Raw genomic sequence first — 21,284 nt, forward strand, 5'->3', positions numbered from 1 at the left:
AGCGTACGTGCCGTCAGGGCACCACATGCCCGGGGATGACGGAGCTGCGACGTGCCTCCCACTCCAGGAACCGCTCGGTCTCGGCGAGCACACTGCCCGCCAGCCAGGTGACCATGACCGCGTCGTCGGCCAGCCCGAAGATCGCCAGCGGGATCTCCGGGAGCAGGTCGATCGGGGAGACGATGTACGCCGTCGCCCCGGCCATCAGCGCCAGGCGCAGGCCACCGTCGTACTCGCCCCTGGTGGTCGCGCGGATCATCCGCGGCAGCGCCGCCAGCCGTGCCCCGAGCGACGGCCCGCCCCGCGTGCCCGCCGCCAGCGCCCGGGCCAGCGCCGCGAACGCGGCACTGCGCTTCAACGTCTTCCCCATGATTTCGCCCCTCTCCGCCCGACCATGGTGCGGCCCGGTGGCAAGCCCGCGTCCGCTGCACCCATCGGTACCCGATCCGGGCACCGCCCAGCCATCCGATCAAGGACAGCAGTGGTCGTACCGGCGCGATACTGTCGGTTCATGGGGGACGCTGGTTCCGTCGCGCCGGTCCGCCGGCAGCGCGCCCGGCAGATCGCCCGCCTCGCGGCGATCGGCACGGGCGCCACGGTGGCGGCCACCGCCGCCACCGGCGGGGTGCTGCTCGGCCAGGCCCGGCAGGCCCGCCGCACCATCCCGATGGCGCAGGCCCCGCCGCCGCGCTGCGACGGTGTGTACGGCGCGAGACTGCCCGGCCCGCCGATCACCATGGTCATCCTGGGCGACTCCTCAGCGGCCGGGTACGGCGTGCACAGGCGCCGGGAGACACCGGGCTCGCTGCTGGCCACCGGGCTGTCCCGCCGCCTGCACCGGCCGGTCCGGCTGCACCGGTTCGCCGTGGTCGGTGCGCTGTCCTCAGGGCTGAAGCCGCAGGTCGAATCCGCCCTGGAGGTCGAGCCGGACGTGGCCGTGATCCTGGTCGGCGGCAACGACGTCACCAACCGCTCACCGTTCTCGGTAGCGGTGCGCTACCTGGTCGACGCGGTCCGTACGCTCCGGGCGGCCGGCTGCGAGGTGGTCGTCGGCACCTGCCCCGACCTGGGCACCATCCGGCCGATCCAGCCGCCGCTGCGCTGGCTGGCCCGGCGCTGGAGCCGCCAGCTCGCCGCCGCGCAGACGGTGGGCGTGGTCGAGGCCGGCGGCCGTGCCGTCTCGCTCGGCGACATGCTCGGGCCGCGGTTCGCCGCCGAGCCCGGGCGGATGTTCGCCTGGGACCGGTTCCACCCCTCCGCCGAGGGGTACGCGATAGCCGCGGCGGCGTTGCTGCCCACCGTGCTGTCCGCGTTGGGCGCGGTCCCGGAACGCAGGCCTGTCCTGCCCGGCGTGGAAGGCGTACGGTCGCTCCCGGAGGCCGCCCACCAGGCGGCCCGGCACGCCGGCACGGAGGTCAGCGGCGCCCAGCTCCGGGGTCGCGACCGCGGACCGGGCGGGCGGTGGGCGCAGCTTCGCCGGCGGGCCTTCTTCGGCGTCGGCGCGGTGCCACCGACCGGCAGCGCCGCCGACTCGGCAACGCTGGAGGGAACGGCATGAGCGAGCGCAGCGAGCGAATCGGCCGGCTCAGCGCGAAGGTGCCTCATGGCGGCACGGAGCGAAGCGGAGTGACGTCATGAGCGATGCTGGCCGGGACGGTGGGCGGCGCGGCGGTCCTCGCCGGCCAGGCCATCGCCGCCCGCACCCGCGAGTACGCCCAGCCCGAGCTGGGTCTGGTGCTGCGCGCGACGGTCGGCCGTGCGGACGCCCCGCCGCTGCGGCTGGTGCTGCTGGGTGACTCGTCGGCGCTCGGCGTGGGCGTCGACCGGTTCGAGGACACCATCGGCGGTCAGCTCGCCAACCTGCTCGCCGAGGGGCCGACCGGCCGCCGGGTGCAGCTGTCCAGCGTGGGGGTCTCCGGCTCGCGCGCCACCGACCTGGCCACCCAGGTGGCCCGGGCGCTGCTCGGTGAGCGGCCGGACGTGGCTGTGGTGCTGATCGGGGCGAACGACGCCACCGCGATGTCCCGGCCCGGCGACGCGGCGGCCTATCTCGGCTCGGCGGTACGCCGTCTGCGGGAGGCGCACGTCGAGGTGGTGGTGGGCACGTGCCCCGATCTCGGCGCGGTACGCGCGGTCGCCGCACCGTTGCGTCAGGTGCTCGGCTGGTCCGGGCGGCGGATGGCGCGGGCCCAGACCGCGGCCGTGCTGAACGCCGGCGGAACCGTCGTCGACCTGGGCACCGAGACCGGTCCGGTGTTCCGCGCGGACGCGGGCACGCTCTGCCACGACGGCTTCCACCCGTCGGCCGACGGGTACCGGGTCTGGGCGCACGCCCTGCTCCCGGCGGTCGAGGCCGCGGCGGCCGTCGCGTTCCGGCACCACCGGCGACCGCCCACGGGGTGACATTTCCCGCCCGCCTCGCGGCTTCCCGGGCATGTTACTCGCGCGTTAACGTTGGTTCATGCCGATTGAGTCGCCCCGCGACGCCGTCATCGTCGCCACCGCCCGGTCCCCCATCGGCCGCGCGTTCAAGGGTTCCCTCCGCGAGGTCCGCCCGGACGACCTCGCCGCCACCATCGTCCAGGCCGCCCTCGACAAGGTCCCGGCGCTCGATCCCACCACCATCGACGACCTCTACCTCGGGTGCGGTCTGCCCGGCGGCGAGCAGGGCTTCAACATGGCCCGGGTGGTCGCCACCCTGATGGGCCTGGACGGCCTGCCCGGCGCCACGCTGACCCGCTACTGCGCGTCCTCGCTCCAGACCACCCGGATGGCGATGCACGCGATTCGGGCCGGTGAGGGTGACGTGTTCATCTCCGCCGGTGTGGAGATGGTCTCCCGGTACGCGCGGGGCAACTCGGACACGCTGCCGCCGGAGGCGCAGGCCCTCGTCGGCGGCGGCTGGGAGAACCCGCGCTTCGCCGAGGCCCGGGAGCGTTCCGCGGCCCGCGCCCAGGGCGGCTCCGAGGTGTGGACCGACCCGCGCGAGGCCGGGCAGCTCCCCGACATCTACCTCGCCATGGGGCAGACCGCGGAGAACCTGGCCCAGGCGTACGACGTGACCCGCGAGGACATGGACGCGTTCGGCGTCCGCAGCCAGAACCTCGCCGAGAAGGCGATCGCTGACGGCTTCTGGGCCCGTGAGATCACCCCGGTCACCACGCCGGACGGCACGGTGGTCAGCACCGACGACGGCCCGCGTGCCGGTGTGACACTGGAGGCGGTGGCCGGTCTGAAGCCGGTGTTCCGCCCGGACGGCCGGATCACCGCTGGCAACTGCTGCCCGCTCAACGACGGCGCCGCCGCCGTGGTGATCATGAGCGCGCAGCGCGCGTCCGAGCTGGGGCTCACCCCGCTGGCCCGGATCGTCTCCACCGGTGTCACCGCGCTCTCCCCCGAGATCATGGGTCTGGGCCCGGTCGAGGCGTCGAAGCAGGCGCTCAAGCGGGCCGGCATGACCATCGACGACGTCGACCTGGTCGAGATCAACGAGGCGTTCGCCGCCCAGGTGATCCCCTCGTACCGGCAGCTCGGCATCCCGGAGGAGAAGCTGAACGTCGCCGGTGGCGCGATCGCCGTCGGTCACCCGTTCGGCATGACCGGTGCCCGGATCACCGGCACGCTGCTCAACGCGCTGGAGTGGCACGACAAGACCATCGGTCTGGAGACCATGTGCGTCGGCGGCGGCCAGGGCATGGCGATGGTGCTCGAACGACTGAGCTGAGACCGGTTCGCCGGTGCGCGGGCCGGGTACGGGAGGCCGCATGGCGGCCGTCGTGGAACGTGAGCGCAAGTACTCCGGCGACGAGGGTTTCCGGCTGCCCGACCTGACCGGGTGCGGTGGCGTCGTGACCATGTCCGACGCCACCGTCTCGGATCTGGACGCCGTCTACTGGGACACCGACGACCTGCTCCTGCTGCGCAGCGGGCACGCGCTGCGCCGGCGTACCGGTGGGCACGACGCGGGCTGGCACCTCAAGGTGGGCGCGGTCGGTGGCGCCCGGGTCGAGCACCAGTTCCCCGCCGGGGCGTCCGACGACGGCCCGCCGCCCGAGCTGGTCGCGCTGATCCGCGGTGCGTCGCGCGGTCGCCCTGTCGCCCCGGCGGCCCGGGTCGTCAACCGCCGCCGGGAACACCGGCTGCTGGGCGCGGACGGCCGGGTGCTTGCCGAGGTGGCCGAGGACGACGTCCGATCCGAGGACCTGGTGGACGGCGCCGCGCGGACCTGGCACGAGATCGAGATCGAGCTGGTCGAGGGCGACGAGGCGCTGCTCGACGCGCTCGGCGAGCAGCTGCGCGCGGCAGGCGCCCGCGAGGTAACGGTCAGCAAGTCGCACCGGGCCGTCGGCGGCCGGATCGAGCGCTTCGACGACCGGGAACCGGACGGCCCGGCGGCGCCGGTCCTCGCGTACGTCAGGGCACAGCGGGACGCGATCGTCGGCAACCACGCGGCCGCGTACCAGGGAAACGAGGACGCGGTCCACGACATGCGCGTCGCGACCCGCCGGTTGCGGGCGACCCTGCGTACCTTCCGGGGGTTGTGGGACCGCCGCGAGAGCGAGGCGGTCCGGGCCGAGCTGCGCCGCCTCGGCGGCGAGCTGGGCCGGGTCCGCGACACCCAGGTGATGGCCGCCCGGCTCACCGAGGCGGTGCACGAGCTGCCGGACGAGCTGGTGCTCGGCCCGGTGGCGGCGCGGATCGGCGAACGGTTCGCCGCCGACCTGGCCGAGGCGACCACCGCGCTGCGGTCCGCGCTGGACTCCGACCGCTATCCCGCCCTGCTGACCCGCCTCGACCGGCTGACCGACGCCCCGCCCGCCGACGTCGGCCGGCGCTGGACGGACCGCCGGATCCGCAAGGCGGTGCGCCGCGCCGACACCCGGCTGGACCGGGCGCTCGCCACCGCCGGGCCGGACGGGGACGCCGCGCTGCACGAGGCACGGAAGAAGCTCAAGGCCGCCCGCTACGCGGTGGAGGTGCGCGAGCCGGCCGCCGGCAAGCGGGCCGCCCGCCTGGTGAAGCGGTTCAAGGCGCTACAGGATCTGCTCGGCACCCACCAGGACTCGGTGGTCACGCGGGAGGTGCTGCGACGGCAGGCGCTCCAGGCGTACGCCGACGGCGAGAACACGTTCACCTACGGCCTGCTGCACGCGAGGCAGGCCGAGACCGCCGGACACGACCGCCCCGCGGTCCTGCGGGCCCGCGACCGGTCAAGACACCGCAAGGTACGCCGCTGGCTCAAGCCCTGACCGACCCTCCTTCTCCCCGTCCCCCACTCCGTCGATCATGAAGTTGACGGGGATCCGCGTCCGTTTTGTCGCCGCCAACCTCATGATCAACGCGACTAAGGGCGGGGGTCAGAGGGCGGTGCGGGTTCGGGTTACCTGGGCGGTGGCCTCGGTGAGCACCGGCTCGGGCGGGTCGGCGAGCGTCAGGTCGGCGGTGACCACGCGGAGCTGGTCGGGCAGCGCCAGGTCGCTGGGGAGGCGGGGCACCTCGCGGCGCGGCTCACCGGCCGCGTCGGCGGCCAGGTTGGCGATCTCCTGGACCAGCTTGTGCACCAGGTCGGCGCGGGACACGTTGCCGCCGTCCGCCTTGGCCGACCAGCGCGGCTGCTGCCAGTGCCCGACCTGTCGGACCAGCAGGGTCACCGCCCGGTCCAGTTCCGCTGCGCTCATCGCCGCCGAGTCTACGGCGACACCAGGCCGGAGCGTGCTCAGCCGGCGTCAGCGGCGTACGTAGCTGAGCAGGCGGAGGATCTGCCAGTACAGGAAGATCAGCCCGGCCAGCAGACCGAAGGCGCAGTACCAGGCGTAGCGGCGGGGCAGCCGGTTCGCGGCCGACCGCTCGACCAGGTCGAAGTCGAGGATGAAACTGAGCGCGCCCGCGATGATCGCCACCACCGAGAACAGGTACGGCAACCAGCCCACCCTGTCGCTGAGGCTGTAGACGACCACCCCCTGCCGCCCGGTGAACAGGTACGCGACCAGGTTGACCAGGCCGATCGCCACGATCCCGACGAGCGTGCCGATGACCAGCCGGGCCAGGCGCGGGGTGGCGCGTACCAGCCGGGCCCGGTAGAGCACGGCCATGCCGAGGAAGACGCCGAACGTGCCGATCACCGCCTGCGCCACGATGCCCGGATAGACCATCTCGAAGGCGCGGCTGGCCACCCCGAGCAGCAGGCCCTGGAGCACCGCGTACCCGACGACGACCGGCGGGCTGGTGATCTGCTTCAGCGAGATGACGAGCACCAGGGCGAGGCTGGCCAGCGCGCTCCCGGCGAGCGCGGCGGAGATCCACGCGGCCTGCGGCACCACCACCCACGACACCGCCGCCGTGACGCCGGTGACCAGCAGCAGACCCACGGTCCGGCTGACCACGTCGGCCACCGTCATCGTGTCGGCGGTCCCGACCCCGAGCACCTGCCGCTCGGCGCGGCCGACGTCGTCCAGCCGGTCCAGCACCGGGTTGGCACTGCGCACCGTGACCACCTCCCGCCCACGTACCCGGATCCCACTCTGCCCCGGGCGGTCCGGCGGGGACGGGGAAACGGCGACGCCCGCCGCCGCGGATGCGGCAGGCGGGCGTCGTCGGGGAGGGCGTGATGTCAGTCGTCGCCCTGGAAGTAGCTGAGCAGCCGCAGGATCTCGATGTAGAGCCAGACCAGGCCGACCACGATGCCGAAGGCGGCGGTCCAGGAGTAGCGCTGCGGGAGGCCCATCCGGACCCCCTCCTCGATGTCGGCGAAGTTGAGCACGAAGCTCAGCGACGCCACCACGATGCAGACCAGGCTGAAGCCGATCGCGAGCGGGCTGCCGTCACGCAGGTGCGTGTTCACGCCGAACAGCGCCAGCACCAGGTTGACCAGCATCACGCCGAACAGGCCGGCCATGATCGCCACCATGATCCGGGCGAACTTCGGCGTGGCCCGGATGATCCGCGCCTTGTAGATCATCGCCATCAGGAAGAACACGCCGAACGTGGCCACGACCGCCTGGAGCACGATGCCGTCGTAGAGCGACTCGAACGCCTTGCTGACCATGCCGACGAAGACGCCCTCGATGACCGAGTACGCCACGACGAGCGCCGGGTTGGCCATCCGCGAGAACGAGATGATCAGGCCGAGCACCAGGCCGACGACCGCGGCGCCGATCCACGCGACGCCGACGAGCGAGTCCGGCACGAGCACCCAGGCCGCTGCGGCCGAGGCGCCGAGGATGGCGAGCATGAGGACCGTCTTGACGACCACGTCGTCGAGGGTCATCGGGGTCACGGTGGGCGGGGCCACCGGCTGGCCGTAGCCGCCCGGGTAGGGCTGGGCGTAGGGCTGCTGGGGGTACTGCTGCTGCGGGTACTGCTGGGGGTATCCGGGCTGACCGTACGGCCCGGGCTGGGCGTACCCGGCCGCCCGCTCACGCTCTGCCGCCTGGCCGAGCCGGGCGAGCACCGGGTTCGAGGTCTTCACTTCTCAGGCCTCCCTCAGGGGGTCGATCGCACGTAGACGTGCTACTCCAGGGTAGACGTGGCCGCAATCGCGCGTGCTACGGCTAGCTGTGGGAAAGCTGAGAGTTCACGTGCCCGGGGCGGGGGTCGAACCCGCACGCCTTGCGGCAGCCGCTTTTAAGGCGGCCGTGTCTGCCGTTCCACCACCCGGGCGGGTGACACCGGCGCGTCGACACGCGGCGGTGCAGATCTCACCGTAGCGGCTCGGCCGCGACGCGGCGTACCCCGACGGGTGCGGCCGTTATGGTCGAGGCCGTGACCAGCGCCGCCCGCACGGCACCCGGGCCCGATCACGCCCGGGCGGCCCGCCCGGCGGCGGTCACGCGGCGGGTGACGGCCGCCGTCCGGCGGCACCGCGCGGACCTGCTCGCCGGGTTGGCGTTCGTCGCGCTCGCCGGATGGCTCACCCACGGTCTCTGGCCGGCGCCGGGCACTCGCGCACTCGCCCTCAACCCGGCCGACCAGACGCTGTACGAGTGGTTCCTGGCGCTGGACGCGCGTGCCCTGCGGGGCGAGCTGAGCCTGGTCACCGGCCGGCTGAACGCGCCGGACGGGGTCAACCTGATGGCCAACACGTCGATCGTGGCGCTCGGTGTGCTGCTCGCCCCGGTCACGCTGGCGTTCGGGGCGCCCGTGACGTTCGCCCTGCTCGTCGCCGCGAACATGGCCGGTACGGCGCTCGCCTGGTACCTGCTGTTCACCCGCGTCCTGCGGGCCCGCCGGCTCGCTGCCGTACTCGGCGCGGCGCTCTGCGGCTTCGGGCCGGGCATGGTCTCGCAGAGCAACGGCCACCTGCACATGACCGCGCAGTGGCTGGTCCCGGTGCTGGTCTGGCTCGTGGTCCGGCTGCTGCGCGCCGCCGACCCGGCGGGTCGGCCGGACGGCCCGGACCGCCGCCGGACGGCCTCCTCCGCGGCCGGGCTCGCCGCGGTCGTCACCGTGCAGGTATTCGTCGGCGAGGAGGTGTTGTTCCTCGCCGCGCTCACCCTGGCGGTGACCGCCGTCGCGTACGGGCTGGCCGACCGGGGCCTGCTGCGCCGGGCCGGTTCCGGGTTCGCCGGTGGTCTGCTCGCCGCCGCCGGGCTGGCGCTGCCGGTGCTGGCGTACCCGCTGTGGGTGCAGTTCGCCGGCCCGCAGGGCGTCGCGGACGGCATGTTCCCACCCGCCTACTTCTCCGCCGACCTGATCGCCTGGACCCGCCTGTCCGCGCTGACGGTGTTCGGCAGCCCGGAGGCGGTACGGCTCACCACCGGTCCGTCCGAGTTCACCACGTTCCTGGGCTGGCCGCTGCTGCTGGTAGCCGCCGCCTGCGCGGTCCGGCTGGGCCGGCGCGCCCCGGTGGTGGCGGTCGTGGCCGCCGCGCTGACGATGGCCGCACTCGCGCTCGGCCCGGAGGTGGTGGCCGGCGGTGAGCGGACCGGGATCCCCGGTCCGTACGCGCTGCTGGCCGGGCTCCCGGTGGTGGACGGCGCGCTGCCGACGCGTTTCGCGCTGGCGGTGCTGCCGCTCGTCGGCACAGTGCTCACGCTCGCCGTGCACCGGGCGCTCGCCGAACCCGGCCGGGCCCGCCGGGTCATCCCGTTCGCGGTCGGCGCGGCGCTGCTCAGCGTCTTCCCCACACCGCTGCCCACGATGGACCGGCCGCCGCTGCCCGAGTTCGTCACCGGCGGCCACTGGCAGCGGTGCGTACGCCCCGGCGGGGTGCTGGTACCGGTGCCCACCGCCACCCCGCAGGATCCCTGGCCGATGCGCTGGGCCACCGCCACCGGCGTCGCGTTCGCCATGCCGGAGGGCTTCTTCATCGGCCCGTACGGCCCGCACGGCTCGGCCACCATGGGCACCTGGCAGCGTCCCACCTCGGCGCTGCTCGCCGACGTGGCCCGCCGCGGCGTGGCACCCGCGATCGGTGACCGGCAACGCCGCCAGGCCGCCCGGGACGTCGAGTTCTGGCACGCCTCGTGCATGGCGGTGACCGACGACACGCCGCACGCGGAGATGCTGCGGCGCACCCTGGAGCAGCTCTACGGGCGGCCGGGGGTGCGGCTCGCCGACGCCTGGACCTGGCGCTTCTGACCCCAAACACGGCGAAGGGCCCCTCCCGTGCGGAAGGGGCCCTTACGCGAAACGCGTCAGACGCGCGCGGCGACCGGCGGGGCCGACGCCTCGGCGAACTCCTCGCGCGGGTCGTGCAGCTGGCCCAGCGCGACCACCTCACGCTTGAGGAAGAACGCCAGCGTCCAGTCGACCACCACGCGCACCTTGCGGTTGAACGAGGGGATCCGCGACATGTGGTACGTCCGGTGCATGAACCACGCCGGCCAGCCGGTCATCTTGATGCCGTAGACCTGCGCCACGCCCTTGTGCAGGCCGAGGCTCGCCACGCTGCCGGCGTGCTTGTGCTTGTAGTCGACCGGCTCGCGCCCGCGGATCACGTTGGCGATGTTGTCGGCCATCCGCGCCGCCTGCCGCACCGCGTGCTGGGCGCTCGGGGAGCAGAAGTTACCCGGCTCCTTGGTCAGGTCCGGTACGGCGGCGCAGTCACCGGCGCTCCACGCGCCCTCGACCACCCGGTCGCCGTCCACGATCTGCAGCGTCGGCCGGCAGGTGACCCGGCGGCGCTCGTCACGCGGGAAGTCCGTCGCGTCCAGCATCGGCGACGGCTTCACGCCGGCGGTCCAGACGATGGTGTCGGACGGGAAGCTGTCGCCGTCGGAGAGCTTCACCACACCGTCGACGCAGGACTCCAGCCGGGTGTCCAGGCGGATGTCCATGTCCCGCTTCATCAGCTGCTGCACCGTGTAGGCGCCCATGTCCCGGTCGACCTCGGGCAGCACCCGCTGGGTCGCCTCGACGAGCACCCAGCGCATGTCCTCCGGCTTCAGCTCCGGGTAGTAGCGCAGCGCGTCCCGGGCCATGTCCTCCATCTCGGCGAGCGCCTCGATGCCGGCGTAGCCGCCGCCCACGAAGACGAACGTCAGCGCGCGGCTGCGGACCGCCGGGTCGGTGGTGGAGGCCGCCACGTCGAGCCGGTCCAGCACGTGGTTGCGCAGGAAGATGGCCTCGCCGATGGTCTTGAACCCGATGCCGTTCTCGTGCAGGCCGGGGATCGGCAGGGTGCGGGAGACCGAGCCGGGGGCGACGACCACGTGGTCGTACTGGATCTCCCGGGCCGGGCCGCTGATCGGCTGCACCACGGCGGTCATGCGGTCGTGGTCGATCCGGGTGACGGTGCCCGCCACCACGGTGCACTTGCGCAACTCCCGCCGCAGCGGCACCACGGCGTGCCGAGGGGAGATGTTGCCCGCCGATGCCTCCGGGAGGAACGGCTGGTACGTCATGTGCGGCTGCGGGTCGACGACGATGACCTCGGCCTCACGCCTGCTCAGCTTCTTGGACAGGCGCAGAGCGGCGTACAGGCCCACGTGACCGGCACCCACGACAAGGATCCGCTTCGGGTTCACGTCATCTATCTTTCCCCGGGTGCTTCGGGTAATCCCGCGCGAGACCCCCTTCTGTGACGGAGCACAACCCGTGTGACCTGCGCAACGTCCCCGGAACGGTGCGTCACCTGCGCCGGAGCAGCCAGCCCAGCAGGGCGCTCAGACCCACCGCCACCAGCAGTCCCACCACAGTCGCGGCCTGTGAGCCGTCGGTGCCGCCCACTCCCCCGAGCCACGCCAGCACCACGCCGAGCACGGCACTGGCGAGCACCACGCCACCCACCCGGCCCAGCCACCGCAGCACCACGTCCGGGTCGATCAGCCCGTCGTAGGGCAGCAGCGCGGCGAGCGCGCAGAGCGAGTGCGCCAGGTAGAGCAGCGTCGCCACGGCGAGCAGCCGCCACAGCGCCGGTGGCCGGTCGAAGCCGAGCGTGGCCAGCAGCCAGCCGCCGACTGTCACCAGCGCGGTGAACGTCGGCCAGATCCGGCGCGGCCCGGCCGCCGGGAGCACCGCGGCCACCGTCATGGCCAGCAGCGAGCGCGGGGTGAGGGCCTGCACCGGGTACGCGAGCAGGAAGCCGGCCAGCACGGTGAGGAAGATGCCGCCGCGTACGAGCAGCGGCAGCGGGCTGACCCGGGCGGCGGCGAACCGCAGCGCCCGCACCCGCTCCACAACCGCGTTCACCGGGCCGCCCTTCCGTTCGCGACTGCGTTCCCCGTGCTCATCGCAGCCCCGCCTTCGGGGCGGTCGCCAGCCGGGCCACGTCGCGCAGCACCTCGTCCAGGCTGCCCGCGCCCGCCCAGCGCACCACCGGCACGCCGTGCTCGCGGAGCTGGCCGATCATCGTGTCCCGGTCCAGCCGCCACAGCCGGTACGCGACCTCGGCCCACCCCCGCTCCTTCGGCACCGGCAGCTCGGCCGGCAACGTGTCCACCGCCACCACGAACCGCCCGCCCCGGGCCAGCCGGGCCAGCATCTGCGCGGACCGCTCGTCGAGCAGCGGGGTGAGCACCACCACGAGCGCGTCCGAGGAGAGCACCTGCGGGCCGAAGACCTGGTCGTACGGCTCGTGCGGGGACGACTCGGCCTGCACGTCGAGCAGCCACTCCAGCACTGTCAGGTACTGCCGCCGGCCGGTGGCCGGACGCAGCCGGCGAGCGGCCGGCCCGTACTCCAGCATCGACACCCGGTCGCCGCGGTGCAGGTAGTGCTCGGCGATCGCGGCGGCGGCCCGCACGGTGGTGTCCAGCACCGACGCGGTCCCGTTCACGCCACCGGAGCGGCCCGCCTCGGCCAGCACGTCCAGCAGCACCACCACCTCGGCGTCCCGGTCCGAGAGCGTCGACGCGACGTGCAGCTGGCGGGCCCGCAGCGACACCCGCCAGTCGATCCGGCGCAACCGGTCGCCGGGCGCGAAGACGCGTACCCCGGCCAGTTCGCCGCCCTCGCCCGGCCGCCGCGAGCGGTGCGCGCCGACCAGCCCGGCGGCCCGCGGCATCGCCTCGACCGCGTCGAACGGCTCGGTACGCGGATAGACCCGGGCCCGGATCGGGTCGGTGATCACCGCGCGGGAGACCAGCAGCCCGTCGGCGGCGGCGACCCGCACCCCGGCCGGCCCGATCGGGTGCCGCCCCCACCGCAGGGCGGTGCCGGTCAGCTCCAGGTCGACTGCGCTGCCCCGGGGTACGGAGGTGACGAACGGGCGGTCCGCCCCGCCGGAGCGGCTCACGTCCAGCCCGGTGCCGCCGAAGCCGACCTGCTCCACCCGCAGCCAGCGCGACATCCGGGTCCGGACCACCGCCAGGTCGTACCCGACCAGGTCGGGGTTGGCCACCGCGACGGTGGCGGCCAGCGGCGCGCCCTCGACCAGGTGGGTGTCCCCGACGCCGAGTTCCAGCTCGGGCAGCGCGGCGGGACGGCGGCGCAGCGCGTACGCGGTCCCGAGCGCGAACGGCGTGGCGAGCACCACCAGGTCGATGCGGCCCAGCAGGACGGCGGCGACGAGCAGCACACCGGTGAGCAGCACGGCCCGGCCGAGCGCCCACGTGGGCGCCCAGCCGCCTGCCGCGTCGGCCCGGTCCATCAGCGTCCGGCGGCGTAGCTGGGCAGCGCGCCGCTCGCCGGGGCGGGCGTGGACTCCAGCACCTCGCCGACCACGAACGACGGGTCGACGCGGCGCAGCCACATCTCCGGCCGCAGCGTGATCCGGTGCGCCAGCGCGGGCGCCGCCACCGCCTTGACGTCCTCCGGCACCACGTAGTCCCGGTTGGCGAGCACCGCCCGCACCCGGGACAGCAGCAGCAGCGCCAGCGAGCCGCGCGGGGACGCGCCGACCAGCACCGACGGGTGCTCCCGGGTGGCAGCGGTGAGCGCCACGATGTACCGGCCGATCGAGTCCTCGACCACCACGTCCTCCAGCGCGGCCTGCATGGCGCGCAGCGTGGCGGCGTCCACCACCGGCTTGATCTCCGCCTCCTCGCGGCGGCGGGCGATCCGGCGCCGCAGCACATCCCACTCCTCGTCGTGGGTGGGGTAGCCGAACGACACCCGCAGCAGGAACCGGTCGAGCTGCGCCTCCGGCAGCGGGTACGTGCCCTCGTACTCGATGGGGTTGGCGGTGGCGAGCACGTGGAACGGCTCGTCCAGGCGGTAGGTCACGCCCTCGACCGATACCTGCTTCTCCTGCATGGCCTCCAGCAGCGCCGACTGCGTCTTCGGCGGCGTCCGGTTGATCTCGTCGGCGAGCAGCAGGTTGGTGAACACCGGGCCGGCCCGGAAGGCGAAGTCGCCGCTGCTCTGGTCGTAGAGGAACGAGCCGGTCACGTCGGCGGGCAGCAGGTCCGGGGTGAACTGGAGCCGCCGGAAGTCCAGTCCGAGCGCCTGCGCGAAACAGCGCGCGGTGAGCGTCTTGCCCAGGCCGGGCAGATCCTCCAGCAGCACGTGACCACCGGCGAGGATGCCGGCCAGCACCAGCTCCAGCGCGTCCCGCTTGCCGACCACGACGGTGCCGACCGCCTCCAGGACGGCCCGGGCGAGCCGGCCCACCTCGGCGGGGGCCATGCTCCGGTCCACGTCGTTCATCAGATCTTCTCCAGTTCGGCGACGATCGCCGCGAGGTCGCGCGGCGACGGAGGGCGGCGGGCGGGGGTGGCGAGGAACGTCCACAGTGGCTCGCCGAGCACCGCCCGGGCGCGGGCCGGGTCGGACTCACGGGTGACGCCGTGGCGCTGGCGCAGCCGTTCGTCAGCCAGCTCGCCGAGGCGGGGCAGGATGCGCTCGGTGAACCGCTCCTGGTTGCCGGCGCACCAGTCCAGCGGGCGCTCCCAGCCGTTGATCGCGGTGCGCAGCGCGTCCCGCGCGGACCAGTTCCAGGTGCCGGGCTCCTCACCGGCGGGCGTCCGGGCACCCGCGCGGGGCGGCGGCGGGGGTGACAGCGCGGTGGTGACCCGGCGTACGGCGAGTACGGCGAGCACCCCCGCCACGATGATCCAGATCGGCACCTTCAGGCCGACCGCGCGCAGCCCGACCACGACCACCACGACGACGGCGGCGGTGACCGCGGCGGTCCGCAGCAGCAGGCGCGCCCGGCCGCCGCCCGTGGGCCGGACGTCCTCCCCGGCGGGCTCCTCGCCGAACGACAGCAGGTCGTCGATGCTGGTGCTCACGACGCCTCCCCCGCCAGGCTGGTCAGCTCGCCGCGCAACCGGCGCAACGCGGCGCGGGCCTGGTCCCGGGTGTGCTCGTCGACCGGGTGCGTGGCGTACCGGGCCTCCCGGTAGACGTGCGCGAAACCGTCGAGCACGTCGGCGCTGGCGATCGCCGGGATGCCGGCCGCCGGGTCGCCGCGCAGCAGCCGGCCCACCAGGTCGGTCGGGGTGTCACCGGTGTGCCGGGGCACACCCGCGTCCTCGGCGGCCTCCTCCAGGCGTACCCAGCAGGCGATCACAGCGGTCCGCGGGTCGGTGGAGCGGTCGTCCAGTTCGACGAGTCCGGCGTCGAGCGCGGCCACCACCTCGCGGGCGGTCCCCTCGGCGGTACGCCTGGTGCGCCGCACCGGCACCGCGCGAGTGGTGCGCCGCAGCGCGCCCCGAAGCACGTTCCACAGGACGTACCCGACGGCGGCCAGCACCGCCGCGGACAGCAACACCACGGCGGCGGTGGCCAGCCAGCCGGGCACACCGCCCGAGGTGGACTCGCCCACGTCCCGGGGCTCGACGGGGATCGACGGCACCGCCTCGGGCGACGGGTAGTCCGGCACGTACGGGATGGTGTCGGCGGCGGGCGGGATCCGGCTGGCCCCGATGGCGGAGTGACCGGCGGCGAACGCGGCGAGCGCGAGCAGCACCGTCACCGCGGCGACCGGCCACCACCTGCGCAGTACGCCGAAATCCATCCCACCGCCTCAGGTGTTCCTCAGTCCACCCCGGCCAGGTCCTTCGCCCGGGTGAACACGTCGTCCAGCATCGCCGGTGTGAGCCGGCCGGTGAACGTGTTCTGCTGGCTGACGTGATAGCAGCCCAGCAACGCCGGCACCGACTCGCCGGACCAGTGTGCCCCATGACCGAACACCGGTCGCGGTGTGGGCGGTCGCTGCCCGTACACCTGGCGTAGCACCGGCCACCACGCGGCCCACGCGAACGCGCCCAGCGCGACCACGACGCGCAGCGTGGGCCGGATCAACTCGACCTCGCGGTGCAGCCACGGCGCGCAGGTGTCGCGCTCGGCCGGGGTGGGTTTGTTGTCCGGCGGCGCGCACCGCACAGCCGCGAAGATGCGGGTGTCGCGCAGCGTCAGGCCGTCGTCCGCGGACACGCTCGTCGGCTGGTTGGCCAGCCCGGCGCGGTGCAGCGCGGCGAACAGCACGTCACCGGACCGGTCCCCGGTGAAGATCCGGCCCGTGCGGTTGCCGCCGTGCGCGGCCGGCGCCAGACCGAGGATCGCGATGCGGGCGTCCGGCGGCCCGAGGCCGGGCACCGGCCGTCCCCAGTAGTCCTGGTCGCGGAAGGCGGCCCGCTTGACCCGGGCGACCTCCTCCCGCCAGGCCACCAGGCGCGGGCAGGCGAAGCAGCCGCTGACCGCGCCGTCGAGGTCGGCCATGTCGGCCGCCCGCGCGGCGCGGGCGACCACGTCCTGCGGGGTACGCGACTCAGCCAAGCTTCGCCCGGAACAGTTCCAGCGTGCGGGCCCAGGCGGTGGCGGCCGCCCGCTGGTCGAAGTGCTCGGGCCGGTCCTCGTTGAAGAACGCGTGCGCAGTGCCCGGGTAGTCGAAGGTCTGGCAGGTGCCACCGGCGGACTCGATGGACCGGCGTACGCTCTGCACCCCGTCGGCGGCGGACAGGCCGTCCGCCTCGGAGCAGTGGATGAGCGCGGCCTTCCCGGCGTAGCCGGCCCAGTCGGTGCGGCCGGCGTTGTCCGCCGCGCCCGTGCGACCGGCGTTGTCCGCCGCGCCAGTGGCCATGCCCTCCCAGGGCAGGCGCGGGTAGAACCCGGCGGTGGCCACGATGCGCTCGGAGAACGTGCCGGACCACAGCGCCAGGCTGGCGCCCGCGCAGAACCCGGCGCAGCCCACCTTGCCGGCGACCTCGGACCGGCTCGCCAGGTATTCGGCGGCGGCGGCGATGTCGCTGGCCGCCTCGTCCATCTGGGAGCTGTTCAGCATCAGCCGCGGCTCGGTCGGCTTCACGGCCGGCCCGCCGTGCCGGAAGTCGGGCGCGAGGGCGACGAAGCCGGCCTCGGCGAAGCGGTCCACCACGGCCCGGACGTGGGGCACCAGTCCCCACCAGTCCTGGATGACGATGACCGCCGGGCTGGCCGCACCGCCGGAGGGTATCGCGAGATACCCCTCGCTCGTCCCCCCGTTGCCGGTGAAGCTCACCATCTCGCCCATGGGCCCGTCCTCCTAGCGGTCAGTCATCATTGGCTGGTCGCCCAGTTGGCTGATACGTGCCGGTAGCCTGCCACGCGGTCACCGGCGCGGGGAAGACGGAACAACAGTGGCATTCACCTCCTGTTGAACCGCCGGACAGGCACACACGCTGGGTATAGCGATTGCTAAACTAGCCCCGTGGTGGCTGGAGACTGGGACGTCTACCTGGTCGACGAGGTGCGGCAGTGGCTCGACACTCTCGACGCGTCCACCCATGCGCGAGTGGTGCAGGCGATCGACCTCCTGGCCGAGCACGGACCAGGACTCGGACGACCCCTTGTCGACACCATCCACGGTTCGTCGATGGCGAACTTGAAGGAGCTCCGGCCGGGCACCGTGCGTATCCTTTTCGCGTTCGACCCGTGGCGCTCGAGCATCCTCCTGGTCGCCGGCGACAAGTCCGGCCGGTGGAAGACGTGGTATCAGGAGGCCATTCCCGTCGCCGAGCACCGCTACGAGCTCTACCTCAAGGACCGGGCACGAGAGGAGGGGAAGGCATGAGCGGCTACTCCCGGTGGCAGGACATCCGCGCCGACCACGTCGCCCGGGTCGGCGGGGAAGATGCGGTCGACGCGGGTAAGCAGGAACTCCTCGCCGAGGTCATCGGTCACCGCCTCGCGGAGGTACGGCGAGCGCGCGGCCTGACCCAGCAGCAGGTCGCCGACCGGATGGGCGTCACCAAGGGACGGGTCTCCCAGATCGAGCAGGGAAAGATCTCCGGACAGGAAGTGGTGGCCCGGTTCGCCGCGGCGCTGGGTGGCCGGCTCCACCAGGCGATCTACTTCGACGACGGTGACATCGCCGCCATCGCCTGACAGCGGATCCCGCGAGATCTTGGAGGATTCCGGCCCCTATGAGGGCCGTTTCCTTCCAAGATCTCGCGGGTCGAGCGCGCTCTATCGCGTTGACGTGGGTTCCGGGGAAGCGCTGGTGCTGGGCGCGGGCGTGGCGGGCGCGGTCGGGGTGGCGCTGCCTGTGGGCGCGGGTGCGGGCGGGGCGATCGACGGCGAGGCCGGTGCGCCGAACGGTGCCAGCTCCGGGCAGTACGGGTAGGCGTTGCGGGGTGCGGGCACGGCGCCGGACGAGTCCAGGCAGTTCGGCCAGCCGAGCCGGATCGGCACGCCGTTCTGGTCGAAGAGCTGCGCGTCGCGGATCAGCCGCCCCTGCTGGTCGTAGACGAAGACGTCCTCGATCCGGTCGTACCGCCGGTCCACCGACGTCTGCTCGTAGCCGCTGTAGACGTCGGAGCTGGCGTTCCGGTCCACATCGACGAGCACCGCGAAGCCGAAGAGCAGCAGCGCGGCCGTACCCAGCCGGTGCAGGCGGCGCGGCCAACCGGTGAAGCCCGCGGAACGGCGGCCGAGCCACAGTGACGCGACCACCGCGCCGATGAGCAGCAGCAGGCCGGCCGACGCGTTGTCGTTCGGCCGGGGCAGCAGACCGGGCCGGCCACCGTCCACCATGACGCTGATCAGCAGCGCGGCCAGCCAGCCACGCACCAGCCACCAGGCCGGACGCAGCGGACGCAGGAAGTCGCTCACCGTCTCGTGCCCGAGCACCGGGCCGAGCTGACGATCCAGCAGACGTATCTGAGTGGCCGCCTGATCCCGCGCCTCGGCCAGGCGGTGGAAGCGCGCCGGTCGCCGCCCCTCCCCGGCGCCGGCGGCGGCGCGAAGTTCGGCCGCGTACGCCTCGGGGGTGCCCAGCCGGTCCACGAGCGCGCCCTCGCCCTCGGCGGCCACCTCGGCGAGGTGTTCCGGCAGGTCCTCGGTCAGCTCGTCGCGGACTGCCGGCGGCAGGTCGGCGAGCGCCGCGCGTACCCGGTCGACGTAGTCCGTGATCTCCTGCCCAGTGACGGTCATGCCGCCATCCCCCGATCGTCGAGCAGTGCGTCCATGGTGGTGGCGAACGAGCGCCAGGTCTTGCCGGAGCGGGTGAGCTGGTCACGCCCGGCCGCGTTCAGCGAGTAGTACTTGCGGTGCGGCCCGGACTCGCTCGGCACCACGTACGTGGTGAGCAGGCCTGCGGCGAACAGCCGGCGCAGCGTGCCGTAGACCGAGGCGTCGCCGACCTCGGTGAGGCCGGCCTCACGCAGCCGCCGCAGGATGTCGTAGCCGTATCCGTCCTCGTCCTTGAGCACGGCGAGCACCGCCAGGTCGAGCACGCCCTTGAGGAGCTGCGTGGTATCCACGCTCCGCACACTAGTGCGCAATCCACACTACCGTCAATCACACAGGACCTTGCCCGGCCTTGTTCACCGGGAGGAAGGACGGGCGGTCCACCCGATGAAACGGTCGAACAGGTCGGCCGGGTTCGGGTTGGCGGCCATCAGGTCGGCGGTGGCGTCGAACAGGCAGCCCGCCATGTGGATGGACAGGGCGACGCGGTCGCGCCGGTAGTCCAGCAGCAGCAACAGGCGGGCCGGCTGGCACGGCCAGGGGGCCGCGCACACCCGGCACAACCAGAGGGGCCGCATCGGTACGTGCGGCCGCACGACACGGCGACTGCGATCGGGTACGGGAGAACAGTTCCTCACGGTCATCCCCCGATCGTGTCGCCTCCTGTTGTCAACGTCAATAGCCTCCGTAGTTGTCGCTGTCCGGCGACGCCGACACTGCCATCGTCAACGTGTGGAGCTGGTGGGCGTGTCGGAGATCCGGGCGATGCTCGGCAACGTGTCGCGTCAGCGCGCATCCGTGATCGCCAACCAGCGGAACTTCCCGGAGCCGATCGCCGTGCTGGCGATGGGCAAGGTCTGGCGGAAGTCCGACGTCGAGAAGTGGATCAGGGAACACCGCCCCGACCTGGCGACTGGCTGACGCCCGGCCCTCCTTGTTGACCAAGGAGTTGGCGTCCTCTGAGGCGCCCCGATCGGACACGAACTCCTTGATCACCGCCTGAAGGTGCGGCGGCGAAAGAGCGAGCGGGCTAGGCGAGGCTCCAAGCGATGCCGTCGAGGATGTCGTGCTCGGAGGCGACCACCGACGGCATCCCGGCCCGCTCCATGATCACTCGCAGCACCAGCGCGCCCGCGCCGATCACGTCGGCCCGCCCCGGGTGCATCACCGGGTACGCCAGCCGCTGCTCACTGCTCTTGCCGAGCAGGTCGGCTGTCACCTCGGCCACCTGCTCGTACGAGACGCGGGCGTGGTGGATGCGGCTCGGGTCGTACTCCCGGAGCCCTTGCGCCAGGGCGACCACAGTGGTGACCGAACCGGCGAGCCCGACCAGCGTGGCGGCCTCGCGGCCGGGCACGGCGGCGAGCGCGCGGTCGACGGCGGCGGCGATGTCGGACTCGGCGGCGGCGACCTGCGCCGCTGTCGGCGGATCGTCGTGCAGGTGCCGTTCGGTCATCCGGACGCAGCCGATGTCCACCGAGATCGCGCCGCGCACCCCGTCGGCGCGGGTGCCGACGACGAACTCGGTCGAGCCGCCGCCGATGTCGACCACCAGGTACGGCGGTTCGGCGTCGGCAGGCAGGCCGCGCACCGCGCCGGTGAACGACAGGCGTGCCTCCTCGTCGCCTGTCACCACCTCGGGCGGTACGCCGAGCGTGCGCTCGACCATGGCGCGGAAGTCGGCGGCGTTGGAGGCGTCGCGGGAGGCCGAGGTGGCGCACATGCGTACCCGCTCGACGCCGGACTTCTCGATCTCCGCCGCGTAGTCGGCGAGCGCCACGCGGGTCCGCTCGATCGCCTCGGGCGCGAGCATGCCGGTCTGGTCGACGCCCTGCCCCAGCCGGACGATCTCCATCCGCCGGCTGACGTCGCGCAGCGGCGCCGCCTCCCCGGCCGACGACTCGGGCAGGTCGGCGATCAGCAGTCGGATCGAGTTGGTCCCGCAGTCGATGGCGGCCACACGCGCACTCACGGCGCCCACCCTACGGCAGCCCGCGCACGGTCAGAGGCGCAGCAGCATGCGGGTGTTGCCCAGGGTGTTGGGCTTGACCCGTTCCAGGTCCAGGAACTCCGCCACGCCCTCGTCGTACGAGCGCAGGAGCTGCTCGTACACCGGTTGCGGCACGGGCGCGCCGTCGATCTCGCGGAAACCGAACGAGCCGAAGAAGCCGGTCTCGAACGTGAGCACGAAGATCCGGGCGATGCCCAGCTCCCGTGCCGCGTCGATCAGCCCGCCGACGATCCGGTGCCCGATCTTGTGGCCCCGGCAGGACGGGTCGACCGCCACCGTCCGGATCTCGGCCAGGTCCTCCCACATGACGTGCAGCGCGCCGCAGCCGACCACCGTGCCGTCAGACGTCACCGCGACCCGGAACTCCTGCACGTCCTCGTACAGCGTCACAGTCGCCTTGCTGAGCAGCCGCCGGTCGTCGGTGTAGGTGTCCACCAGCCGCCGGATGCCGCGTACGTCGGTGGTGCGGGCCCGGCGCACAGTGATCTCGTCGGCGCTCATC

At 73.4% G+C, this 21,284-nt stretch carries 25 protein-coding genes and 1 tRNA gene; 8 read left to right on the forward strand and 18 right to left on the reverse strand.

The genetic code is table 11. The features are described from left to right. Positions 1-13 precede the first annotated feature (13 nt). The gene (locus tag IF06_RS0113230; RefSeq protein ID WP_013474058.1) at positions 14-370 is read right to left on the reverse strand and encodes a YkvA family protein; all 357 of its coding nucleotides are present in this window, start codon (positions 368-370) and stop codon (positions 14-16) included. A gap of 141 nt (positions 371-511) precedes the next feature. Between IF06_RS0113230 and IF06_RS0113235 the strand changes: the two genes are divergently transcribed. The 4 genes from IF06_RS0113235 to IF06_RS0113250 all read left to right on the forward strand — a co-directional run bounded on the left by IF06_RS0113235 (position 512) and on the right by IF06_RS0113250 (position 5,249). After that, complete coding sequence (locus tag IF06_RS0113235) at positions 512-1,558, forward strand: SGNH/GDSL hydrolase family protein (RefSeq protein WP_030271236.1); 1,047 nt, start codon at positions 512-514, stop codon at positions 1,556-1,558. 83 nt (positions 1,559-1,641) lie between these two features. Continuing rightward, positions 1,642-2,403, forward strand: a complete 762-nt coding sequence (locus IF06_RS0113240) for an SGNH/GDSL hydrolase family protein (protein ID WP_052166163.1) — start codon at positions 1,642-1,644, stop codon at positions 2,401-2,403. A gap of 58 nt (positions 2,404-2,461) precedes the next feature. Further along, positions 2,462-3,724: an acetyl-CoA C-acetyltransferase gene (locus IF06_RS0113245; RefSeq protein ID WP_013284117.1), complete on the forward strand. Its 1,263-nt coding sequence runs from the start codon at positions 2,462-2,464 to the stop codon at positions 3,722-3,724. A gap of 40 nt (positions 3,725-3,764) precedes the next feature. Further along, entirely contained in the window at positions 3,765-5,249 is a 1,485-nt protein-coding gene (locus IF06_RS0113250; RefSeq protein ID WP_030271240.1) for a CYTH and CHAD domain-containing protein, read from the forward strand. Between the two features lie 108 nt (positions 5,250-5,357). Here IF06_RS0113250 and IF06_RS0113255 read toward each other — a convergent pair whose 3' ends face one another. The 4 genes from IF06_RS0113255 to IF06_RS0113270 form a co-directional block, all read right to left on the reverse strand. Next, positions 5,358-5,678: a hypothetical protein gene (locus tag IF06_RS0113255; protein ID WP_013284115.1), complete on the reverse strand. Its 321-nt coding sequence runs from the start codon at positions 5,676-5,678 to the stop codon at positions 5,358-5,360. A 48-nt stretch (positions 5,679-5,726) separates the two neighbouring features. Then, on the reverse strand, positions 5,727-6,485 hold the full coding sequence (locus IF06_RS0113260) for a Bax inhibitor-1/YccA family membrane protein (protein ID WP_030271242.1): 759 nt from the start codon (positions 6,483-6,485) through the stop codon (positions 5,727-5,729). 125 nt (positions 6,486-6,610) lie between these two features. Then, on the reverse strand, positions 6,611-7,468 hold the full coding sequence (locus tag IF06_RS0113265; protein ID WP_013284113.1) for a Bax inhibitor-1/YccA family membrane protein: 858 nt from the start codon (positions 7,466-7,468) through the stop codon (positions 6,611-6,613). 110 nt (positions 7,469-7,578) lie between these two features. Next, a tRNA-Leu gene (locus IF06_RS0113270) sits at positions 7,579-7,659 on the reverse strand. Between the two features lie 90 nt (positions 7,660-7,749). Here IF06_RS0113270 and IF06_RS0113275 point away from each other — a divergent pair. Further along, the gene (locus IF06_RS0113275; RefSeq protein ID WP_030271245.1) at positions 7,750-9,579 is read left to right on the forward strand and encodes a hypothetical protein; all 1,830 of its coding nucleotides are present in this window, start codon (positions 7,750-7,752) and stop codon (positions 9,577-9,579) included. Between the two features lie 56 nt (positions 9,580-9,635). On the opposite strand, the gene IF06_RS0113280 is transcribed toward IF06_RS0113275, so the two are convergent. The 8 genes from IF06_RS0113280 to IF06_RS0113315 form a co-directional block, all read right to left on the reverse strand. After that, the gene (locus tag IF06_RS0113280; RefSeq protein ID WP_013284111.1) at positions 9,636-10,967 is read right to left on the reverse strand and encodes an NAD(P)/FAD-dependent oxidoreductase; all 1,332 of its coding nucleotides are present in this window, start codon (positions 10,965-10,967) and stop codon (positions 9,636-9,638) included. A gap of 103 nt (positions 10,968-11,070) precedes the next feature. After that, positions 11,071-11,631 carry a hypothetical protein gene (locus IF06_RS0113285; protein WP_030271247.1) on the reverse strand — a complete coding sequence of 187 codons (561 nt, stop codon included), beginning with the start codon at positions 11,629-11,631 and terminating at the stop codon, positions 11,071-11,073. A 37-nt stretch (positions 11,632-11,668) separates the two neighbouring features. Next, entirely contained in the window at positions 11,669-13,030 is a 1,362-nt protein-coding gene (locus IF06_RS0113290) for a DUF58 domain-containing protein (RefSeq protein WP_030271249.1), read from the reverse strand. After that, the gene (locus IF06_RS0113295) at positions 13,030-14,028 is read right to left on the reverse strand and encodes an AAA family ATPase (protein ID WP_013284108.1); all 999 of its coding nucleotides are present in this window, start codon (positions 14,026-14,028) and stop codon (positions 13,030-13,032) included. The genes IF06_RS0113290 and IF06_RS0113295 overlap by 1 nt, the downstream gene beginning before the upstream one ends. Then, positions 14,028-14,612 carry a hypothetical protein gene (locus IF06_RS0113300; protein WP_030271251.1) on the reverse strand — a complete coding sequence of 195 codons (585 nt, stop codon included), beginning with the start codon at positions 14,610-14,612 and terminating at the stop codon, positions 14,028-14,030. Before IF06_RS0113300 ends, IF06_RS0113295 begins: the two co-directional genes overlap by 1 nt. Then, on the reverse strand, positions 14,609-15,340 hold the full coding sequence (locus IF06_RS0113305; protein WP_013474049.1) for a DUF4129 domain-containing protein: 732 nt from the start codon (positions 15,338-15,340) through the stop codon (positions 14,609-14,611). Before IF06_RS0113305 ends, IF06_RS0113300 begins: the two co-directional genes overlap by 4 nt. A gap of 20 nt (positions 15,341-15,360) precedes the next feature. Continuing rightward, positions 15,361-16,044 (reverse strand): uracil-DNA glycosylase, encoded by a 684-nt coding sequence (locus IF06_RS0113310; protein WP_232236677.1) that lies wholly within the window; start codon positions 16,042-16,044, stop codon positions 15,361-15,363. 49 nt (positions 16,045-16,093) lie between these two features. After that, entirely contained in the window at positions 16,094-16,834 is a 741-nt protein-coding gene (locus IF06_RS0113315; protein ID WP_013474047.1) for a dienelactone hydrolase family protein, read from the reverse strand. A 177-nt stretch (positions 16,835-17,011) separates the two neighbouring features. Between IF06_RS0113315 and IF06_RS0113320 the strand changes: the two genes are divergently transcribed. Both IF06_RS0113320 and IF06_RS0113325 read left to right on the forward strand, forming a co-directional pair. After that, positions 17,012-17,374, forward strand: a complete 363-nt coding sequence (locus tag IF06_RS0113320; protein ID WP_013474046.1) for a type II toxin-antitoxin system RelE/ParE family toxin — start codon at positions 17,012-17,014, stop codon at positions 17,372-17,374. Then, complete coding sequence (locus tag IF06_RS0113325) at positions 17,371-17,688, forward strand: helix-turn-helix domain-containing protein (protein ID WP_030271255.1); 318 nt, start codon at positions 17,371-17,373, stop codon at positions 17,686-17,688. The genes IF06_RS0113320 and IF06_RS0113325 overlap by 4 nt, the downstream gene beginning before the upstream one ends. Before the next feature lie 81 nt (positions 17,689-17,769). Here IF06_RS0113325 and IF06_RS0113330 read toward each other — a convergent pair whose 3' ends face one another. From IF06_RS0113330 to IF06_RS0113340, 3 genes are all read right to left on the reverse strand, one after another. Further along, entirely contained in the window at positions 17,770-18,735 is a 966-nt protein-coding gene (locus IF06_RS0113330) for an HAAS signaling domain-containing protein (protein ID WP_030271257.1), read from the reverse strand. Continuing rightward, positions 18,732-19,064 (reverse strand): PadR family transcriptional regulator, encoded by a 333-nt coding sequence (locus tag IF06_RS0113335; RefSeq protein WP_030271259.1) that lies wholly within the window; start codon positions 19,062-19,064, stop codon positions 18,732-18,734. The genes IF06_RS0113330 and IF06_RS0113335 overlap by 4 nt, the downstream gene beginning before the upstream one ends. 63 nt (positions 19,065-19,127) lie before the next feature. Further along, entirely contained in the window at positions 19,128-19,325 is a 198-nt protein-coding gene (locus tag IF06_RS0113340; protein ID WP_230651275.1) for a hypothetical protein, read from the reverse strand. Positions 19,326-19,503: 178 nt separating this feature from the next. Between IF06_RS0113340 and IF06_RS0113345 the strand changes: the two genes are divergently transcribed. Beyond that, a complete protein-coding gene (locus IF06_RS0113345) occupies positions 19,504-19,692 on the forward strand; it encodes a hypothetical protein (protein WP_030271261.1) in 189 nt (62 codons plus the stop codon). A gap of 109 nt (positions 19,693-19,801) precedes the next feature. Here IF06_RS0113345 and IF06_RS0113350 read toward each other — a convergent pair whose 3' ends face one another. Then, complete coding sequence (locus tag IF06_RS0113350; protein WP_036310704.1) at positions 19,802-20,731, reverse strand: Ppx/GppA phosphatase family protein; 930 nt, start codon at positions 20,729-20,731, stop codon at positions 19,802-19,804. Positions 20,732-20,773: 42 nt separating this feature from the next. Next, on the reverse strand, positions 20,774-21,283 hold the full coding sequence (locus IF06_RS0113355; RefSeq protein WP_013284096.1) for an amino-acid N-acetyltransferase: 510 nt from the start codon (positions 21,281-21,283) through the stop codon (positions 20,774-20,776). Between the last annotated feature and the right edge of the window lies 1 nt (position 21,284).

It is taken from the genome of Micromonospora globosa (assembly GCF_000717585.1).
Classification (GTDB): domain Bacteria; phylum Actinomycetota; class Actinomycetes; order Mycobacteriales; family Micromonosporaceae; genus Micromonospora; species Micromonospora aurantiaca.

Bases quoted from the DNA above. Each gene is read 5' to 3' on its own strand.
- IF06_RS0113230 (WP_013474058.1), bottom strand. From the start codon at position 370: ATGGGGAAGACGTTGAAGCGCAGTGCCGCGTTCGCGGCGCTGGCCCGG.
- IF06_RS0113235 (WP_030271236.1), top strand. From the start codon at position 512: ATGGGGGACGCTGGTTCCGTCGCGCCGGTCCGCCGGCAGCGCGCCCGG.
- IF06_RS0113240 (WP_052166163.1), top strand. From the start codon at position 1,642: ATGCTGGCCGGGACGGTGGGCGGCGCGGCGGTCCTCGCCGGCCAGGCC.
- IF06_RS0113245 (WP_013284117.1), top strand. From the start codon at position 2,462: ATGCCGATTGAGTCGCCCCGCGACGCCGTCATCGTCGCCACCGCCCGG.
- IF06_RS0113250 (WP_030271240.1), top strand. From the start codon at position 3,765: ATGGCGGCCGTCGTGGAACGTGAGCGCAAGTACTCCGGCGACGAGGGT.
- IF06_RS0113255 (WP_013284115.1), bottom strand. From the start codon at position 5,678: ATGAGCGCAGCGGAACTGGACCGGGCGGTGACCCTGCTGGTCCGACAG.
- IF06_RS0113275 (WP_030271245.1), top strand. From the start codon at position 7,750: ATGGTCGAGGCCGTGACCAGCGCCGCCCGCACGGCACCCGGGCCCGAT.
- IF06_RS0113290 (WP_030271249.1), bottom strand. From the start codon at position 13,030: ATGGACCGGGCCGACGCGGCAGGCGGCTGGGCGCCCACGTGGGCGCTC.
- IF06_RS0113295 (WP_013284108.1), bottom strand. From the start codon at position 14,028: ATGAACGACGTGGACCGGAGCATGGCCCCCGCCGAGGTGGGCCGGCTC.
- IF06_RS0113305 (WP_013474049.1), bottom strand. From the start codon at position 15,340: ATGGATTTCGGCGTACTGCGCAGGTGGTGGCCGGTCGCCGCGGTGACG.
- IF06_RS0113310 (WP_232236677.1), bottom strand. From the start codon at position 16,044: ATGGCCGACCTCGACGGCGCGGTCAGCGGCTGCTTCGCCTGCCCGCGC.
- IF06_RS0113315 (WP_013474047.1), bottom strand. From the start codon at position 16,834: ATGGGCGAGATGGTGAGCTTCACCGGCAACGGGGGGACGAGCGAGGGG.
- IF06_RS0113325 (WP_030271255.1), top strand. From the start codon at position 17,371: ATGAGCGGCTACTCCCGGTGGCAGGACATCCGCGCCGACCACGTCGCC.
- IF06_RS0113330 (WP_030271257.1), bottom strand. From the start codon at position 18,735: ATGACCGTCACTGGGCAGGAGATCACGGACTACGTCGACCGGGTACGC.
- IF06_RS0113355 (WP_013284096.1), bottom strand. From the start codon at position 21,283: ATGAGCGCCGACGAGATCACTGTGCGCCGGGCCCGCACCACCGACGTA.